This is a genomic window from Actinomadura mexicana, assembly GCF_900188105.1.
In the GTDB taxonomy this organism is placed as follows: Bacteria; Actinomycetota; Actinomycetes; order Streptosporangiales; family Streptosporangiaceae; genus Spirillospora; species Spirillospora mexicana.
In genome coordinates this window covers 333371-350735 of the sequence record NZ_FZNP01000007.1, presented here as the reverse complement: position 1 = coordinate 350735, position 17365 = coordinate 333371, and the positions used below count along the sequence as shown (strand labels likewise).

The following is a 17365-nucleotide window of genomic DNA, read 5'->3' as shown; positions in this document are numbered from 1 at the left end:
CGGCGCTTTAGCGATCGGTGCGGCCTGCCGTTACGCTTCGCGTTATGGCGAGCATGGATCCCAAGGCGGTGCTCGAAGGCCGTGTCCCCGGGCGGCCTCCGGTCGGCCTGATCCTCGGCATGACCGTGTCCGGGCTGTGCGCCGTCGTCGCGCTCGGCGCGATCGCCGCGCTCGGCGGGGCCGGCTTCTGGGTCGGGGTGCTCCTCGCCATCCTGCCGATCCCGGTGCTGGTCGCCCTCGCCCTCACCCTCGACCGGCTGGAGCCCGAGCCGCCGCGCGCCCTCGCCTTCTCGTTCATGTGGGGCGCGGGCGTCGCCGTGCTGGGCGCCCTCGTGCTCAACACCGCCGGGATGCTGTACGTGACCGTGCCCATCTTCGGCGAGACGGAGGGCCACTTCGTCAGCGCCGCCATCGGCGCGCCGATCATCGAGGAGACGCTTAAGGGCGCCGTCCTGTTCGGCATGCTGTGGTTCCGCCGCAACGAGATCGACGGGTTCGCCGACGGGATCATGTACGCCGCCATGGTCGGGCTCGGCTTCGCCATGATGGAGAACATCACCTACTACATGCGGGCCTTCGAGGACGGCGGCGCCCGGCAGCTCCAGGCGGTCTTCATACTGCGCGGCCTGATCGCGCCGCTCAGCCACCCGCTGTTCACCTCGATGACCGGCCTCGGCGTCGCCTACGCCGCCACGCACCGGCGCGGCCAGATCGCCGCGCCGCTCGCCGGGCTGCTCGGCGCGATGGTGCTGCACGGGCTGTGGAACGGCGCCGCCGCGTTCGGGCTCGGCGGGCTCGGCATCGTCTACCTGCTGGACTTCTGCGTCCTGGTCGCGCTGATCGTCATCGTGTTCGTCGAGCGGCGCAACACCGTGCGCCGCATCGAGGCCTACCTGCCGATGTACGCGGGGACGGGCCTGGTGACGCCGCAGGACGTGCGGATGCTGCGCTCCATCCCCTCGCGCCGCGCCGCCCGCCGCTGGGCCCGCTCGGTCGGCGGCGCGCCCGCCGGCCGCGCCATGGTCGACTACCAGCTCGCGGCGACCGAGCTGGCGCTACTGCACAAGCGCGCCGACCGGGGCGTCGCGGACCAGCGCTGGTTCGTGACCCGCCGCGACTCGCTCCTCGCACTGATGTCGCTGGCCAGGCAGGCGTTCCTGCGCACCCCGCCGCGCCCCGGGGCGGGCCTGCCGGCCGGGCCGCCGTGGGCGGGGCAGGGCCCGTCGGGGTTCCTGCCGCCGCGGCCCCCCGGCCCGTACGGCGCCTGACCCGCGGACGCGGGCGGAGCCGCGGGCGTGGGCGGGGGCCGGGTCACGGTCGCGGGGACCCGGCCATACGATTGGTGCCGTGGCAGAGCGAGAGTCGTCCAACCTCCTGACCCGGACCTGGAACGCCGTGTGGCGCCCGACGCCCGGGTCCCTGCGGCTGCTCGCGCTGATCGGGGTCATCGGCAACGTGGTGATCGTCGTCAGCGGCGGCGCCGTCCGCGTCACCAAGTCCGGCCTCGGCTGCCCCGACTGGCCGCGCTGCTCCGGCGACAGCCTCGTGCCGACCCACGACCCCGAGCACCACGTGCTCAACATGTCGATCGAGTTCGGCAACCGGCTGATCACCTTCGTCGTGCTGGGCGTCGGCGTGCTGGTGTTCGTCGCCGCGCTGCGGCTGCGGCCGCGCCGCCGGAGCCTGGTGTGGTGGGCGCTGGCCCAGCCGATGAGCGTGTTCGCCCAGGCCGTCATCGGCGGCATCGTCGTGCTGACCAAGCTGCACCCGGCGGCGGTCTCGCTGCACTTCCTGGTCTCGCCGGCCCTGCTGGTGTTCTGCGTCGCGCTCTGGATCCGCGCTGGGGAGGGCGACGCGCCGCCCCGGCCGCTCACCGGGCCCTGGACGCGCCGCCTCGCCGCCGCGCTGCTGGTCTCCTGCGCCGCGGTGCTCGTCGCGGGCACCGTCGTCACCGGCACCGGACCGCACGCGGGCGACGCCGAGTCGCGCCGCTACGGGTTCGACATCACCGACGTCGCCCGGATCCACGGCGAGCTGGCGTGGCTCACCATCGCGCTGACGGTGCTCGCCATCGTGGCCCTGCACCGCGCGGGGGCGCCGGCCGCCGCCCGCCGCCGCGCCCACGAGCTGGCCGGGCTGATCGTCCTGCAGGGCGCCGTCGGCTACACCCAGTACTTCCTCGGCGTCCCCGCCGGCCTGGTGCTGCTGCACATGCTCGGGTCGGTGCTGATGTGGATCGCGGCGTTCCGCCTCTTCTTCGCCCTGCGCGACCGGGGCCCCGTCCCCGCGGCCGCGGGGACGGCCCCGGCGGCCCCGAGGCCCGCCGAGGCGCCCCAGCCCGCCTGACCCGCGCTCAGGCGGCCTTGCGCAGGAACGCGCGGAGGCGCTCCAGCGGCCAGGTGTTGATGACGTCGTCGGGGGTCAGCCAGCCCCGCTGGGCGGTGCCCACGCCGTAGCGGATGTTGCGGTGGTGGCCGACCGAGTGGGCGTCGGTGTCGATGGAGAACCTCACGCCGAACCGCTTCGCGCGCCGGATCAGGTCGGCGGGCAGGTCGAGGCGGTCGGGGAAGGAGTCGATCTCCATCGCGGTGCCGGTGCGGGCGGCGGCGCGGAACACCTCGTCCCAGTCGGCGTTCACCGGCGCCCGCCGGCCGATGCTGCGGGCGGTGGGGTGCCCGATCACGTGGACGTGGGGGTTCTCGCACGCGCGGACGAGCCGCCGGGTCATGCTCGCCTCGTCCTGCGTGAAGTGGGAGTGGACGGAGGCGACGCAGACGTCGAAGCCGGACAGGAAGCCGGCGTCCCAGTCGACGCCGCCGTCGGGGCCGATGTTGAGCTCGGTGCCGTGCAGGAGCGTGAGGCCGGGGAACCGCTCCCGCAACTCGGCGACCTGCGCGCGCTGGGCGAGCATCTTCTCGTCGGTCATGCGCTGCATGACCAGGTCCGGCGCGTGGTCGGTGATCGCGTAGTACTCCAGGCCGCGGTCCCGCGCGGCGGCGGCCATGTCCTCCAGGGAGGCGACGCCGTCGGTCAGGTCGGTGTGGCTGTGCAGGTCGCCGCGCAGGTCCTCGACGGTCACCAGGCGGGGCAGCTCGTCCCTCAGCGCCGCCTCGATCTCGCCGGCGTCCTCGCGGAGGGCGGGGTGGACCCAGGGAAGGCCGAGGCGCTCGTAGACCTCCTCCTCGGTCTCGGACACGATGAGCTCGTCGGTCCGGGCGTCGAACAGCCCGTACTCCGACAGCCTGAGCCCCGCCTTGACGGCGATCTCGCGGGTGCGGATGTTGTGGGCCTGCGAGCCGGTGAAGTACTGGAGCGCGGCGCCCCACGACTCGGGCGGGACGACGCGCAGGTCGACCTGCAGGCCCCTGGCGGTGCGGATCGAGGTCTTCTTGTCGCCGCCCGCGATCACCTCCGCGACGAACGGGAGCGCGGTGAACGCTTCCATGATCGGACGCGGGTCGCGGGAGGCGGCCAGCACGTCCACGTCGCCGATCGTCTCGCGCATCCGGCGCAGCGAGCCGGCGTGGGCGCAGCGTTCCACCTGGGGCAGCTCGGACAGGGCCGCGACGATCTCGTCGGCGACGCCCGCCGCGGCGTCGACCAGGACGCGCTCGCCGGAGCTGCGCATCAGCTCGATGCCGTGGAGGATGTTCTCCTCGGTCTTGACGCCGAAGCCCTTGAGCCCGCGGAGCCGGCCCTCCTGGACGGCGGAGGCCAGCTCGTCCACCGAGGAGACGCCGAGCGCCTCGTGGACGGCGAGGGCCTTCTTCGGGCCGAGCGTGGGGATGGCCGTCAGGGCGCGGACCCCGGCCGGGATCTGCGTGCGCAGCTCCTCCACCTGCCGGATCGTGCCGGTGGTGTTGTAGTCGAGGAGCTTCTTGGCGATCGCGTCGCCCACCCCCGAGATCGTGCGCAGCCCGGCCAGGTCGAGGCCGGCGATGTCGCCGGGGTGGCCCGCGACCGCCCGCGCCGCCCTCTCGTACGCCCTGATCTTGAACGCGTCGCCGCCCGTGATGGACAGCAGATCGGCCAGTTCCTGGATGAGGGCCGCAGCCTCGTCGTTCGCCCGTGCCATGGGGTCGAGTCTAGAAGCCGGGTACGACGTTCCCGGCGCTCAGCGCAGGGGCGCGACGGGTCCGCCGGGCCGCTCGGTCCGGCCGCGCACGACCTCCTCGGCGATCGCCGCCACCTGCTCGTCGGGCAGCCGCCGGTAGCCGTCGGCGGTGACGACCGCGATCGTCGGGTAGATGCGCCGGGCCGGGTCGGGGCCGCCGGTGGCGGTGTCGTCGTCGGCCGCGTCGTAGAGGGCCTGGACGCAGACGGTGGCCGCGTCCTCCAGGGACAGGTCGTCGCGGTAGAGCTTCTTCAGCGCGCCGGCCGCGTACGGGGAGCCGGAGCCGTCGGCGTGGAAGCCGCGGGCCTCCTGCGGGGCGCCGGTGATGTCGTAGGTGTAGATCCGGGCCACCCCGGAGCCGGGGTCGAGGCCGGCGAACAGCGGGACGACCGCGAGCCCTTGGAGCGCCTGCGCGAGGTTGGCCTGGATCACGGCGCCGAGGCGGCGGGCCTTGCCCGGCAGCGACAGCGGGACGGTCTCCATCTTCTCGTAGTGCTCCAGCTCCACCTGGAACAGGTGGACCATCTCCAGCGCCAGCCCGACCGTTCCCGCGAAGGCGACGGCGGAGTACTCGTCGGCGCGCTGCACCTTGTCGAGTTCGCGATAGGCGATGCGGTGGCCCTGCGTGGCGCGCCGGTCGCCGGCCATCATGACGCCACCCGGGAACGTCAGCGCCAGGACCGTCGTCCCGTGCGGAAGCTCGGGCGCGTCCCCCTCGGGCACCCGGTTGACGGGCAGCAGCTCAGGGGAGTGCAGGCGCAGGAAGTCGACGAACGACGCCGACCCCGCCTCGAAGAACTCGGGCGGAATCCCCTGGTCCTCGCTCCGGCCGATCACGGCGGCTCCTCTCCGGCTTGATGATCGCGACGTCCCGATCCTTCCACGCTGCCACACGGGGCCGCCACCGCTCAGGCCTCGGGCGCCGCGGGCGGCTCCTTCCGGCTCCGGGTGGCGCCCGCGCAGGCGACGATGACGCAGCAGATCGCGAGCCACTGGCGCGTCGTGAGGATCTCGCCGAGCAGCGCCACCCCGACGAGCGCCGCCACGGCGGGTTCCAGGCTCATCAGGATCCCGAAGACGCGGGCGGGCATCCGCCGCAGCGCCTCCAGTTCGAGCGAGTACGGGATCACCGACGACAGCAGCCCGACGCCGAGGCCGATCAGCAGCAGCCGCGGGTCCAGCAGGGCGGTGCCCGCGGACGCCACGCCGAGCGGGAGGATCGCGACGGTCCCGACGACGCTGGCGAGCGCCAGGCCGGTGGAGCCGGGGAACCGCTTGCCGGTCGCGGCGGTGAGCACGATGTAGCCGGCCCAGCACGCCCCCGCCAGGAGCGCGAAGGCGATGCCGACCGGGTCGAGGGCGCCGCTGCCGCCCCTGGCCAGCAGGACGACGCCGGCCCCCGCCAGCACGACCCACAGCGCGTCGCGGGGGCGCCGGGAGGCGACGATCGAGACCAGGAGCGGCCCGAGGAACTCGATCGTGACCGCGACGCCCAGCGGGATCCGCGAGAACGACTGGTAGATCGAGAAGTTCATCAGCGCGAGCGCCAGCCCGAAGACGGCGGCGATCGCGAGGCTGGAGCGCGAGTGGTCGCGCAGGACGGTCCGCAGCGCCTTCCGGGTGAGGAACCCCAGCACGATCGCCGAGGTCAGCAGCCGCATCGTCACGACGGCGCTCGGCGGCAGCCGGTCGAACAGGTGCTTGGCCAGGCCGGCCCCGACCTGCAGGGAGATGATGCCGAGCAGGATCAGCGCGGGCGGCGGCACCGACCCGAGCGACAGCTTCCGCGATGACAGCGCCCGCGCCCGGGAAGGCCGTGCGGGGTGGGACGCGCCGCCGAACGAGCCGGGTGCCTCGGACAGGGCCATGCGCTACTCCCACCTGAAGAAGCGGGCGGCCAGGACGAGGCCCGCGACGGCCCACACGGTGAGGACCGCCAGCGGCTTGCCCGGGAACGCGGCGCCGTGCTGGAGGACCTGGCGCAGCCCGTCGGAGAGCGCCGAGATCGGCAGCAGCTCCAGCGCGGACCGCACCGCGCCGGGGAACCGGTCCAGCGGGAAGACGACGCCGCCGAGGACGAGCAGCAGGACGTAGACGAGGTTGGCGGCGGCCAGGGTCGCCTCGGCGCGCAGCGTCCCGGCCATGAGCAGCCCGAACCCGCTGAACGCGGCGGTGCCGAGCAGCAGCAGGGCGGCCACCGAGGCGGGGTCGCCGTGCGGGTGCCAGCCGAGCGCCAGCGCCACCGCGCAGACCACCGCGGCCTGCACGGCCTCGACCGCGACCACGCTGAGCGTCTTGGCGGCGATGAGCCCGCCGCGCGGCAGCGGGGTCGCGCCGAGCCGCTTCAGGACGCCGTAGCGCCGCTCGAAGCCGGTGCCGATGGCCTGGCCGGTGAACGCGGTGGACATCACCGCGAGGGCGAGGATGCCGGGCGCGAGGAAGTCGACGCGGCGCCCGGCGCCGAGGTCCAGCAGGGACGTGGCGCTGAACAGCGCCAGCAGCACCACCGGGATGACCAGCGTGAGCAGCAGCTGCTCGCCGTTGCGCAGCACGGCGCGGAACTCGTAGCCGGCCTGGGAGAGGACCATCCGCGGCAGCGGCGCGGCGCCCGGCGCGGGGGCGAGGTCCAGCGAGGTCGTCACGAGCGCAGCTCCCGTCCGGTGAGTTCGAGGAAGACGTCCTCCAGCGTGCGCCGCTCGATCCGCAGGTCCTCGGTCATGACGCCGTGCGAGGCGCACCAGGCGGTGACCGTGGCCAGCAGCTCGGGCCGGACGTCGGCCTCGATCAGGTAGTGCCCGGCGGGCGACTCCTTGGCGGCGCTCCCGGCGGGCAGCGCCGTGAGCAGCTCCTCCAGGCCGAGGCCGGGACGGGCGCGGAACCGCAGCTGCCGCTCGGCGCCGGTCAGCTCCTCGGGGGCGCCCTGGGCGACGACACTGCCGCCGTCGACGATCACGACGTGGTCGGAGAGGCGCTCGGCCTCCTCCATGTTGTGCGTGGTGAGCACGACCGACACCCCGGCGGCGCGCAGCTCGCCGATCAGGTCCCAGGTGGCGTGCCTGGCCTGCGGGTCGAGCCCGGTGGTGGGCTCGTCGAGGAAGACCAGCTCGGGCCGTCCGACCACGGCGACGGCGAGGGAGAGCCGCTGCTGCTGCCCGCCCGACATCCGCCGGAACGGGGTGCGGGCGTGCCCGGTGAGCCCGAGCCGCTCCAGCAGGGCGGAGGTGTCGAGCGGCGCGGTGTGGAACGAGGCGACCAGCCGCAGGAACTCGCCGGCCCGGGCGGTGCCCGGCACGCCGCCGGACTGCGGCATCACCCCGACCCGCGGACGCAGGGCGCGCCCGTCGGCGGCGGGGTCGAGGCCGAGGACGCGGACGGTGCCCGCATCGGCCCGCCGGAACCCCTCGCAGATCTCGATCGTGGTGGTCTTTCCGGCGCCGTTCGGGCCGAGCAGCGCGGTGACCGCGCCCCGGGCGGCGCTGAGCGACAGGCCGTCCACGGCCGCCACCGCGCCGTAGCGCTTGGCGAGCGAGTGCAGTTCGACCGCGCCGTCTCCGGGGGGTGTCATGGTGACGAGTTTAGGTCCGGGGGAGGACAGCTCCGCGCCCGGTCCGGGCGCCGCCCGCGTGAAGTCGCGGTAAAGCCGGCCGGTGGAAGTCGATCTAGTTTCGCCGTCGCGCCGCGGGGGAATCCGCGATCTGGGGGGAGTCGCGGCGCCGTGGCCGGGCTCCGGGGAGGTGGGGATGGCGTTCCGCGTCGATTCGGAGGTCGGACGGCTCCGGGAGGTGCTGCTGCACCGGCCCGAGCTGTCGCTGAAGCGGCTCACCCCGTCCAACGCCGCCGGGCTGCTGTTCGACGACGTCCTCTGGGTCAGGCGGGCGGTGGAGGAGCACGAGGAGTTCGAGGACGTGCTGCGGGCCCAGGGCGTGCGGACGCATCTGCTGATCGACCTGCTGGTCGAGACCGTCACGATCCCCGAGGCGCGCCGGCACATCCTCGACAGGGTGGTCGACCCGCACTGGTTCGGTCCGCTGGCCACCGACGCGATCCGCAACTGCTTCGACGCCATGGACGTGGCGGAGCTGGCCGCGTTCCTGATCGGCGGCATCACCAAGCGGGAGATGCTGGAGCGGATGCCCGAGCCGGCGTCCATCGCGTTCCACTCCATCGGCATGGACGGGTTCGTCCTGCCGCCGCTGCCCAACCACCTGTTCACCCGCGACACGTCCTGCTGGGTCTACGACGGAGTGTCGATCAACACGATGCGCATGAAGGCCCGGATGCGCGAGACGGTGAACATGGAGGCGGTCTACCGCTGGCACCCGCTGTTCGCGGCCGGCTACGACCGGCCCGCCGAGGGCGGGTACCACGTGTGGAACCGGGGCACCGCGATGGCGCCGGCGACGCTGGAGGGCGGCGACGTGCTGGTCCTCGGGAACGGCGGCGTGCTGGTCGGGATGAGCGAGCGCACGCAGCCGCAGGCCGTGGAGATGCTGGCCCGGTCGCTGTTCGCCGCGGGCGCCTGCGACCGGATCGTCGCGCTGCGGATGCCGCGCGGGCGGGCGTTCATGCACCTGGACACGGTCATGACGATGGTCGACCGCGGGGTGTTCACCAAGTACGCGGGGATGGGCATGCTGCCGTCCCACACCGTGGAGCCCGGCGACAACGAGAAGGAACTCAAGATCACCGACCATCCGGCGGAGGACATGCACCGGGCCGTCGCCGCCGCGCTCGGGTTGGACGACATCAAGGTCCTCACCCCGACCCAGGACGTGTTCGCCGCCGAGCGCGAGCAGTGGGACGACGGCGCGAACGTCCTGGCCGTCGCGCCCGGCGTGGTCATCGCCTACGAGCGCAACGCCACGAGCAACAACCACCTGAGCCGGAACGGCGTCGAGGTCATCACGATCCGCGGCAGCGAGCTCGGCCGGGGCCGCGGCGGCCCGCGCTGCATGAGCTGCCCGCTCGTCCGGGACGCCTGATGGCGCCCGGTCTGCGGGGGCGCAGCCTGCTCAGGGAACTCGACCTCGCGCCGGGCGAGTTCGAGCACCTCATCGACCTGGCGGCCGACCTGAAGGCCGCCAAGCGCGGCGGGACGGAGGCGCGGGCGCTGACGGGCAGGAACATCGCGCTCGTCTTCGAAAAGCCCTCCACCCGCACCCGCTGCGCGTTCGAGGTCGCCGCGCACGACCAGGGCGCGCACGTCACCTACCTCGACCCCGGTGGGACGCAGATCGGCCACAAGGAGTCGATGAAGGACACGGCGCGCGTCCTCGGACGGATGTACGACGGCATCGAGTACCGGGGGGCCAGCCAGAGGCGCATCGAGGATCTGGCCGAGCACGCGGGCGTCCCGGTGTGGAACGGTCTGACCGACCAGTGGCACCCGACGCAGATGCTCGCCGACATGCTCACCATGCGCGAGCACGCCGGCAGGCCGTTGCGCGAGGTCACGTACGCGTACCTGGGCGACGCGCGCAACAACATGGGGCATTCCTACGTGGCGGCCGGGGCACTGCTCGGCATGAGCGTCCGCATCGTCGCCCCGCGCGGCCTCTGGCCCGACGAGGAGACGGTCGTCGGGCCGTCCCGCGCGGTCGCGGCCGGGACGGGCGCGAGCATCACCCTCACCGAGGACGTCGCGGACGGCGTGCGCGGCGCCGACTTCGTCATCACCGACGTGTGGCTGTCGATGGGCGAACCGGCCGAGGTGTGGGACGAGCGGATCGCGATGCTCACCCCCTACCAGGTCAACGCCGAGGTCATGCGGGCGACGGGTAACCCCGCCGCCAGGTTCATGCACTGCCTGCCGGCCTTCCACGACCGGGGGACCGCCGTGGGGGAGGAGATCTTCCGCAGGACCGGCCTGGACGCCCTGGAGGTCACCGACGAGGTGTTCGAGTCCGAGGCGTCGATCGTCTTCGACGAGGCCGAGAACCGGATGCACACGATCAAGGCGGTCATGGTGGCGACGCTCGGCTGAGCGGGGGTCGCCGGGGAGGGGGACGCATGCGCGTGGTCGTCGCGCTCGGGGGGAACGCGCTGGTCAAGCGTGGACAGACGCCCGACGCCGAGCTCCAGCGCGGCAACGTCGACCGGGCCGTGCGGTCGCTGGCGCCGCTCGCCGAGCGGCACGAACTGATCATCACGCACGGGAACGGGCCGCAGGTCGGGGTGCTGGCGCTGGAGAGCGTCAACGACCCGAACCTGACCCGGCCCTACCCGCTGGACACGATCGGCGCCGAGACCCAGGGCATGATCGGCTACTGGATGCTCCAGGCGCTGCAGAACGCGCTGCCCGGCCGCCAGGTGATGGCGATGATCAACCAGACGCTGGTGTCGGCGGTGGACCCGGCGTTCGAGAACCCCACCAAGTTCGTCGGCCAGGTCTACGAGCGGGAGGAGGCTGAGAAGCTCGCCGCCGAGTACGGCTGGACCGTCCGGCCCGACGGGGACCGCTGGCGCCGCGTGGTGCCCTCCCCGCGGCCGCAGCGGGTGATCGAGACGCGGCTGATCAGGGAGCTGGTCCGGCTCGGCACGGTGGTGGTGTGCGCGGGCGGCGGCGGCATTCCGGTCTTCCGCAACGACGTGGGGCGGCTGGAGGGCGTCGAGGCGGTGGTCGACAAGGACTTCACCGCGGCCGTCCTCGCCGAGAGCATGGACGCCGACGCGCTGCTCATCCTCACCGACGTGCCCCGCGTGATGCGCGACTTCGGCACGCCGCGGCAGGAGGAGATCACCCACACGACGCCCTACGAGCTGCGCGGCGAGGACTTCCCCGCCGGGTCGATGGGCCCGAAGGTCGAGGCGGCGGTCAGCTTCGTCGAGCGGACGGGCGACATGGCCGCGATCGGGATGCTCGACCAGTGTGAGCGCATCCTGGAGGGGACCGCGGGGACGATCGTCACCCCGAACGCCACCTGGCCGCTGGCGAGCACCCTGTGACCGCCCGGGCCGCGCCGGAGGCCTTCGCGCGCAGCCTGCTGCGCACCAAGCCCGTCGACCTGATCGTCGCCGAGGGCGGGCACGGCGAGGGCGGCGAGCTGAAGCGCACGATGAGCCTGCTCCAGCTCACCCTGTTCAGCGTCGGCGCGACCCTCGGCACCGGCATCTTCGTCGTCCTCGGCGAGGCGGTCCCGCTGGCCGGGCCCGCGGTCGTGCTGTCGTTCGTCCTCGCCGCCGTCACCGCCCTGTTCTCGGCGCTGTCCTACGCCGAACTGGCCGGGACCATCCCGGTCTCCGGCTCGTCCTACTCCTACGCCTACGCGACGCTGGGCGAGCTGGTCGCGTGGGTCTGCGGCTGGTGCCTGCTGCTGGAGTACGCCGTGTCGGTGTCGGCCGTGGCGGTCGGCTGGGGCTCCTACCTCAACGCCTTCCTCGACGGCGCGGCGGGCTTCACGATCCCGGCGCAGATCAGCAACCCGCCGGGGGAGGGCGGCCTCGTCAACGTCCCCGCGGTGATCGTCGTGCTGTCCGCCGCGGCCCTGCTGCTGCGCGGCACGTCCGAGAGCGCCGCCGCGAACACGGTCATGGTGTTCCTGAAGATCGGCGTGCTGCTGTTCTTCTGCGCGATCGCCTTCACGGCGTTCCGGGCGGGGAACATGTCCCCGTTCGCGCCGATGGGATGGGCGGGCATCAGCGCGGCGGGCTCGAAGGTCTTCTTCTCCTACATCGGATTCGACGCCGCCTCCACCGCCGGCGAGGAGGCCGAGAACCCGCGCCGCGACCTGCCCCTCGCGATCATCTTCTCGCTGGCCATCGTGACCGTCCTCTACGTCCTGGTCGGGCTCGCGGCGGTCGGCGCCATGCACTGGACGCGGTTCTCGCTCAGCGGCTCCGAGGCCTCGCTGGCGCAGGTCCTGGACTCGGTGAGCGGACGGACCTGGCCGTCGGTGATCCTGTCCCTCGGCGCCGTGATCGCCATCGCCAGCGTCGTGCTCACCGTCATGTACGGGCAGACCCGCATCCTGTTCGCGATGTCGAGGGACGGGCTCGTCCCGCAGGTCTTCCAGAAGGTGAGCCCGCGGCGCCGGGTGCCGGTCGCCAACACCGTCATCGTGGCGGCGTTCATCGCGGTCCTCGCCGCGGTGATCCCGCTGGGCCGGCTCGTCGACGCCACCAGCATCGGGACGCTGTTCGCGTTCGCCCTGGTCAGCGTCGGCGTGATCGTGCTGCGCCGCACCCGGCCGGAGCTCGCGCGCAGCTTCCGCACGCCGCTGTACCCGGTGACGCCGCTGCTCGGCGTCGCGCTGTGCGTGTACCTGATGGTCGGCCTCGGCGGCGTCACCTGGACCGTCTTCGCGATCTGGACCGCCGTCGGCCTGGCCGCCTACTTCCTGTACGGCCGCCGCCACTCGCGCCTGGCGGCCCGGAACGCAGGGCCCATCGGAAGGAGCCCGCATGAGTGAGCCGAACGGCAGTGAGCCGAACGCCGGTGGATCGGGAGGCGGGGAACCGGACGGGCTGCGCGTGCTGGTCGGGTACTCGCCCGACGAGCGCGGCGACGACGCCCTGGCCCTGGCCGCGCTGGTCCGGTCGGCGGACCGGTCGAGCCGGCTCGCGCCGCTGACGGTCGCCAACGTCCATCCGCCCGCCTGGCCCGCGCACGGCCCCGCCTCGGTGGACGCCGAATGGATCGCCTACCTCAGGGGCCAGGCGGAGGAGGCGCTGGCCGGCGCCGCCGCCCGGCTCGGCGAGCTCCAGGTGCCGCGGCCGGAGCTGGACCTGCGGGTGCGCGCCCACCGGGGCAGCGGGCGCGGCCTCATCGAGGTCGCGCGGGAGGTGGGCGCCGACCTCGTCGTGATCGGCTCGGCGCCGGGCGGCCGCCGCGGCCGGATCGCCATCGGCAGCACCGCCGACCAGCTCCTGCACGACTCACCCGTGCCGGTCATGCTGGCGCCGCGCGGGTACGCCGGCGAGCCGCCGCACCACCACCGGACGCTGGGGCCCGACCGCTCGGCGCGGCGGCTGGAGCGGATGACCGTGGCCTTCTGGCCGCGCCGCGACGTCGAGGGCCCGCTGCTGGCCGCCGCCGCGCTCGCGCGGACGCTGGGGCTGCCGATGCGGCTGCTGACGCTGGTACTGCGCCCGGCCGCGCTCGCGGCCAGGTTCGGCGGCGTCGGCGGCGCGCTGGACCGCCAGGTCGCCCAGGCCGACGAGGACCTGCGGGAGGCCGCCGGCCTGCTCGGGGCGCGGCTGGGGGACGGGATGCCGGTCGAGCGGCTCGCGGAGGTCGGGACCGGGGTCGCCGGCACCATCGGCGCCGTCGATATGCTGCCGGGCGAGGTCGTCGCCTGCCTGCCCGGCCGGCACGGGCCGCTGCGCAAGGTGTTCCTCGGGGAGGGCTCCGGGAAAATCGTCCGGGCCGCCCCGTGCCCGGTGCTGGTGCTGCCGCGCGGGACCGGCGCGGGCCCGGAGGAGCCCCCCGCCGGCGAGGACGCCCAGCTTAGGTAAGGCTTACCTGCGTGAGCTACGACATCGGGAATCCGGTGTTTCGCGGGAAGTAATTACGGCACACTGATGTTGTGAAAAACGTGGGCGAGGATCAGACGAGCACCAGGGGCGCCGCAGCGCGCCCCGTCGGCGTGCCGTCCGGCCAGCCCGAGCGCGACACCCGCGCCCGGGTGGCCAGGCTGATCCTCGAACACGGCCCCGTCACCGCGTCCACGCTGGGAGAGCGCGTCGGCCTCACGCCGGCGGCGATCCGGCGGCACCTGGACGCGCTGCTGGCCGAGGGCATGATCGAGGTCCGCAAGGCACGGGTGCCGCAGTCCCGGCGCGGCCGGGGCCGCCCCGCCAAGTGGTTCGCCATCACCGACGCCGGGCGCAGCGCCTTCGTGCACGCCTACGACGACCTGGCGACCAGCGCCCTGCGGTTCCTCGCCGAGACGGCCGGCGACCACGCGGTCGCCGAGTTCGCCCGGCGGCAGATCGCCGATCTGGAGCGCCGGTACCGGCCCGTCGTGCAGGACGCGCCGGCCCACCAGCGGGTCCGCACCCTTGCCGAGGCCCTATCGGGGGACGGCTACGCGGCCGCCGCCGCCAAGGCGCCCCAGCCGGGCGGCGGCGAGCAGCTGTGCCAGCACCACTGCCCGGTCGCGCACGTCGCCGCGGAGTTCCCCCAGCTTTGCGAGGCCGAGACCGAGGCGTTCAGCCGGCTGCTGGGCACTCCCGTGCAGCGGCTCGCCACGATCGCGCACGGCGACGGCATCTGCACCACCCACGTCAGCCCCCGCTCCCTGTGCGGGACGGGCGACACCGGCGAGGGCGGCGTCCGCGCCGCACGCGCCGCCCCTGGCGGGGACACGGCGGACGCGGGGGCGTCCGCCGGAACGCATCTGACCAGTGACGAGGAGTCCGGAGGGACCTCCCTATGACTACGGCAGCCCACCCGGAGCTCGAAGGGCTCGACAAGTACAAGTTCGGCTGGGCCGACTCGGACGCGGCCGGCGCCGCGGCGCGCCGCGGCCTGAACGACGACGTCGTCCGCGACATCTCGGCCAAGAAGAACGAGCCTGAGTGGATGCTCGACCTGCGCCTCAAGGGGCTGCGGCTGTTCAGGAAGAAGCCGATGCCCACCTGGGGCTCGGACCTCACGGGCATCGACTTCGAGAACATCAAGTACTTCGTGCGCTCCACCGAGCAGCAGGCCACGTCCTGGGAGGAGCTCCCCGAGGACATCAAGAACACCTACGACAAGCTCGGCATCCCCGAGGCGGAGAAGCAGCGCCTCATCGCCGGCGTCGCCGCCCAGTACGAGTCGGAGGTCGTCTACCACAAGATCCGTGAGGACCTTGAGGAGAAGGGCGTCATCTTCGTCGACACCGACACCGGCCTGCGCGAGCACCCGGAGATCTTCCAGGAGTACTTCGGCTCGGTGATCCCGGTCGGCGACAACAAGTTCGCCGCGCTCAACACCGCCGTGTGGTCGGGCGGCTCGTTCATCTACGTCCCGCCGGGCGTGCACGTGGAGATCCCGCTCCAGGCCTACTTCCGGATCAACACCGAGAACATGGGGCAGTTCGAGCGGACGCTGATCATCGCCGACGAGGGCTCCTACGTCCACTACGTCGAGGGCTGCACCGCCCCGATCTACAAGTCCGACTCGCTGCACTCGGCCGTCGTGGAGATCATCGTGAAGAAGGACGCCCGCGTCCGCTACACGACGATCCAGAACTGGTCGAACAACGTCTACAACCTGGTGACCAAGCGCGCCGTCGCCTACGAGGGCGCCACCATGGAGTGGGTCGACGGCAACATCGGCTCCAAGGTCACCATGAAGTACCCGGCCATCTACCTGCTCGGCGAGCACGCCAAGGGCGAGACCCTGTCGATCGCGTTCGCGGGCGAGGACCAGCACCAGGACGCCGGCGCGAAGATGGTGCACGCCGCGCCGAACACCTCCAGCAGCATCATCTCCAAGTCGGTGGCGCGCGGCGGCGGCCGCACGTCCTACCGCGGGCTGGTGCAGATCCAGGAGGGCGCCGCGCACAGCAAGTCCACGGTCAAGTGCGACGCGCTGCTGGTCGACCAGATCAGCCGGTCCGACACCTACCCCTACGTCGACGTCCGCGAGGACGACGTGGAGATGGGCCACGAGGCCACCGTCTCCAAGGTGTCCGAGCAGCAGCTGTTCTACCTGATGAGCCGCGGCCTCACCGAGGACGAGGCGATGGCGATGATCGTGCGCGGGTTCGTCGAGCCGATCGCGCGCGAGCTGCCGATGGAGTACGCCCTGGAGCTGAACCGGCTCATCGAGCTGCAGATGGAAGGGGCCGTCGGCTGATGGGGCTGGAGCAGAAGCCTCTCTCGACGCTGCACGAGAAGGCGTCCTACGACGTCGCCGACTTCGACGTGCCCACGGGCCGCGAGGAGGAGTGGCGGTTCACCCCGCTGCGCCGGCTGCGCGGCCTGCACAACGGCACGGCCCAGGACGGCGGCAAGATCCTCCTGGAGGTCGAGGCGGCGCCGGAGGTGGCCGTCGAGACCGTCGGCCGCGACGACGAGCGCCTCGGCAGGGCCTACGTCCCCGCCGACCGGGTCAGCGCCCAGGCGTGGAGCTCCTTCGCCCAGGCCACGGTCGTGACCGTTCCGAAGGAGACCGCGGCCTCCGCGCCGACGGTGCTGCGGCTGCGCGGCGAGGACGCCTCGGCCGCCGCCTACGGGCACACCACCGTCGTCCTGGAGCCCTTCGCCGAGGCCACCCTCGTGCTGGCGCACCAGGGCTCGGCGACCTACGCCGACAACATCGAGTTCGTCGTCGGCGACGGCGCCCGCCTGTCGGTGATCAGCCTGCAGGACTGGGCGGCCGACGGCGTCCACGTCTCCCACCAGCACGCCCGTCTCGGCCGCGACGCCCGGTTCGTCTCGCACAACGTCTCGCTCGGCGGCGACGTCGTGCGGATCTCCCCGTCCGTCGCCTACGAGGGGCCCGGCGGCGACGCCGAGCTGTACGGGGTGTACTTCGCCGACGGCGGCCAGCACCTGGAGCACCGCCTCCTCGTCGACCACGCCGTCCCGCACTGCCGCAGCCGCGTCGACTACCGCGGCGCCCTGCAGGACCGGGACGCGCACGCCGTCTGGATCGGCGACGTGATCATCCGCGCGGAGGCCGAGGGCACCGACACCTACGAGCTGAACCGCAACCTCGTGCTCACCGACGGGACGCGGGTCGACTCCGTGCCGAACCTGGAGATCCTCACCGGCGAGGTCGCCGGTGCGGGCCACGCCTCGGCGTCCGGGCGGCTGGACGACGAGCACCTGTTCTACCTCCAGGCGCGCGGCATCACCTTCGACGCGGCGCGCCGCATGGTGGTCCGGGGCTTCCTCGGCCAGCTCGTCGAGCGCATCGAGGTCGTCGAGGTGCGCGAGAAGGTGCGCGAGGCGATCGAGGCGGAACTGGACCGGGGAGCGGCCAAGTGACCTACGTGAAGGTGTGCGCGCTGGACGAGGTCCCCGCAGACGGGGCGCTCGGCGTCGAGGTCGACGACACGCCCGTCGTCATCGCGCGGAGCGGCGGCGACGTGTTCGCGCTGAACGACATCTGCTCGCACGCCGAGGTCTCGCTCTCCGAGGGCGAGGTCTACAACGGCACCATCGAGTGCTGGCTGCACGGGTCCTGCTTCGACCTGCGCAGCGGCAAGCCCACCAACCCGCCGGCCACGCAGCCGGTCGCCACCTACAAGGTCAGGGTCGAGGGCGGCGAGGTCTACGTCTCGCTCGCCGGCGACGACTGACCGCACGACGAAGGAC

The 17365-nt window shown here is 73.1% G+C and carries 16 protein-coding genes; 11 read left to right on the top strand and 5 right to left on the bottom strand.

Annotation, left to right across the window (positions count from 1 at the left end; genetic code table 11):
* The first annotated feature begins 44 nt into the window (after window positions 1-44).
* The gene (locus CHC11_RS20420) at window positions 45-1268 is read left to right on the top strand and encodes a PrsW family intramembrane metalloprotease (RefSeq protein WP_089313339.1); all 1224 of its coding nucleotides are present in this window, start codon (window positions 45-47) and stop codon (window positions 1266-1268) included.
* Between the two features lie 79 nt (window positions 1269-1347).
* The gene (locus CHC11_RS20415; RefSeq protein WP_089313338.1) at window positions 1348-2346 is read left to right on the top strand and encodes a COX15/CtaA family protein; all 999 of its coding nucleotides are present in this window, start codon (window positions 1348-1350) and stop codon (window positions 2344-2346) included.
* A gap of 7 nt (window positions 2347-2353) precedes the next feature.
* Here the strand turns inward: CHC11_RS20415 and polX are convergent, their stop codons facing one another.
* From polX to CHC11_RS20390, 5 genes are all read right to left on the bottom strand, one after another.
* Window positions 2354-4075 carry a DNA polymerase/3'-5' exonuclease PolX gene (polX, locus tag CHC11_RS20410; protein ID WP_089313337.1) on the bottom strand — a complete coding sequence of 574 codons (1722 nt, stop codon included), beginning with the start codon at window positions 4073-4075 and terminating at the stop codon, window positions 2354-2356.
* 39 nt (window positions 4076-4114) lie between these two features.
* Window positions 4115-4951, bottom strand: coding sequence for a proteasome subunit beta (gene prcB, locus CHC11_RS20405; RefSeq protein ID WP_089313336.1), 837 nt, complete (start codon window positions 4949-4951; stop codon window positions 4115-4117).
* A gap of 71 nt (window positions 4952-5022) precedes the next feature.
* Window positions 5023-5982, bottom strand: a complete 960-nt coding sequence (locus CHC11_RS20400; RefSeq protein ID WP_089313335.1) for an EamA family transporter — start codon at window positions 5980-5982, stop codon at window positions 5023-5025.
* 3 nt (window positions 5983-5985) lie between these two features.
* Window positions 5986-6702, bottom strand: coding sequence for an ABC transporter permease (locus CHC11_RS20395; protein WP_089313470.1), 717 nt, complete (start codon window positions 6700-6702; stop codon window positions 5986-5988).
* Window positions 6703-6752: 50 nt separating this feature from the next.
* Complete coding sequence (locus tag CHC11_RS20390; RefSeq protein WP_089313334.1) at window positions 6753-7679, bottom strand: ABC transporter ATP-binding protein; 927 nt, start codon at window positions 7677-7679, stop codon at window positions 6753-6755.
* 175 nt (window positions 7680-7854) lie between these two features.
* Between CHC11_RS20390 and CHC11_RS20385 the strand changes: the two genes are divergently transcribed.
* The 9 genes from CHC11_RS20385 to CHC11_RS20345 all read left to right on the top strand — a co-directional run bounded on the left by CHC11_RS20385 (window position 7855) and on the right by CHC11_RS20345 (window position 17349).
* Window positions 7855-9096, top strand: a complete 1242-nt coding sequence (locus CHC11_RS20385; RefSeq protein WP_089313333.1) for an arginine deiminase — start codon at window positions 7855-7857, stop codon at window positions 9094-9096.
* Complete coding sequence (gene argF / locus CHC11_RS20380) at window positions 9096-10097, top strand: ornithine carbamoyltransferase (RefSeq protein WP_089313332.1); 1002 nt, start codon at window positions 9096-9098, stop codon at window positions 10095-10097. Before CHC11_RS20385 ends, argF begins: the two co-directional genes overlap by 1 nt.
* Window positions 10098-10123: 26 nt before the next feature.
* Window positions 10124-11059, top strand: a complete 936-nt coding sequence (arcC, locus tag CHC11_RS20375; RefSeq protein ID WP_089313331.1) for a carbamate kinase — start codon at window positions 10124-10126, stop codon at window positions 11057-11059.
* Window positions 11056-12522: an amino acid permease gene (locus tag CHC11_RS20370; RefSeq protein WP_218826167.1), complete on the top strand. Its 1467-nt coding sequence runs from the start codon at window positions 11056-11058 to the stop codon at window positions 12520-12522. Before arcC ends, CHC11_RS20370 begins: the two co-directional genes overlap by 4 nt.
* A complete protein-coding gene (locus CHC11_RS20365) occupies window positions 12515-13567 on the top strand; it encodes a universal stress protein (protein WP_089313329.1) in 1053 nt (350 codons plus the stop codon). Before CHC11_RS20370 ends, CHC11_RS20365 begins: the two co-directional genes overlap by 8 nt.
* A gap of 131 nt (window positions 13568-13698) precedes the next feature.
* A complete protein-coding gene (locus CHC11_RS20360; protein WP_089313469.1) occupies window positions 13699-14490 on the top strand; it encodes a helix-turn-helix transcriptional regulator in 792 nt (263 codons plus the stop codon).
* The gene (sufB, locus tag CHC11_RS20355; RefSeq protein ID WP_089313328.1) at window positions 14487-15899 is read left to right on the top strand and encodes a Fe-S cluster assembly protein SufB; all 1413 of its coding nucleotides are present in this window, start codon (window positions 14487-14489) and stop codon (window positions 15897-15899) included. Before CHC11_RS20360 ends, sufB begins: the two co-directional genes overlap by 4 nt.
* Window positions 15899-17035 carry a Fe-S cluster assembly protein SufD gene (gene sufD / locus CHC11_RS20350; RefSeq protein WP_089313327.1) on the top strand — a complete coding sequence of 379 codons (1137 nt, stop codon included), beginning with the start codon at window positions 15899-15901 and terminating at the stop codon, window positions 17033-17035. The genes sufB and sufD overlap by 1 nt, the downstream gene beginning before the upstream one ends.
* Window positions 17032-17349 (top strand): non-heme iron oxygenase ferredoxin subunit, encoded by a 318-nt coding sequence (locus CHC11_RS20345; RefSeq protein ID WP_089313326.1) that lies wholly within the window; start codon window positions 17032-17034, stop codon window positions 17347-17349. Before sufD ends, CHC11_RS20345 begins: the two co-directional genes overlap by 4 nt.
* Window positions 17350-17365: the final 16 nt, after the last annotated feature.

Coding starts and splice junctions, on each gene's coding strand:
- CHC11_RS20420 (WP_089313339.1), top strand. CDS start 45: ATGGCGAGCATGGATCCCAAGGCGGTGCTCGAAGGCCGTGTCCCCGGG.
- CHC11_RS20395 (WP_089313470.1), bottom strand. CDS start 6,702: ATGGTCCTCTCCCAGGCCGGCTACGAGTTCCGCGCCGTGCTGCGCAAC.
- argF (WP_089313332.1), top strand. CDS start 9,096: ATGGCGCCCGGTCTGCGGGGGCGCAGCCTGCTCAGGGAACTCGACCTC.
- CHC11_RS20400 (WP_089313335.1), bottom strand. CDS start 5,982: ATGGCCCTGTCCGAGGCACCCGGCTCGTTCGGCGGCGCGTCCCACCCC.
- CHC11_RS20365 (WP_089313329.1), top strand. CDS start 12,515: ATGAGTGAGCCGAACGGCAGTGAGCCGAACGCCGGTGGATCGGGAGGC.
- CHC11_RS20390 (WP_089313334.1), bottom strand. CDS start 7,679: ATGACACCCCCCGGAGACGGCGCGGTCGAACTGCACTCGCTCGCCAAG.
- arcC (WP_089313331.1), top strand. CDS start 10,124: ATGCGCGTGGTCGTCGCGCTCGGGGGGAACGCGCTGGTCAAGCGTGGA.
- CHC11_RS20385 (WP_089313333.1), top strand. CDS start 7,855: ATGGCGTTCCGCGTCGATTCGGAGGTCGGACGGCTCCGGGAGGTGCTG.
- sufB (WP_089313328.1), top strand. CDS start 14,487: ATGACTACGGCAGCCCACCCGGAGCTCGAAGGGCTCGACAAGTACAAG.
- sufD (WP_089313327.1), top strand. CDS start 15,899: ATGGGGCTGGAGCAGAAGCCTCTCTCGACGCTGCACGAGAAGGCGTCC.
- polX (WP_089313337.1), bottom strand. CDS start 4,075: ATGGCACGGGCGAACGACGAGGCTGCGGCCCTCATCCAGGAACTGGCC.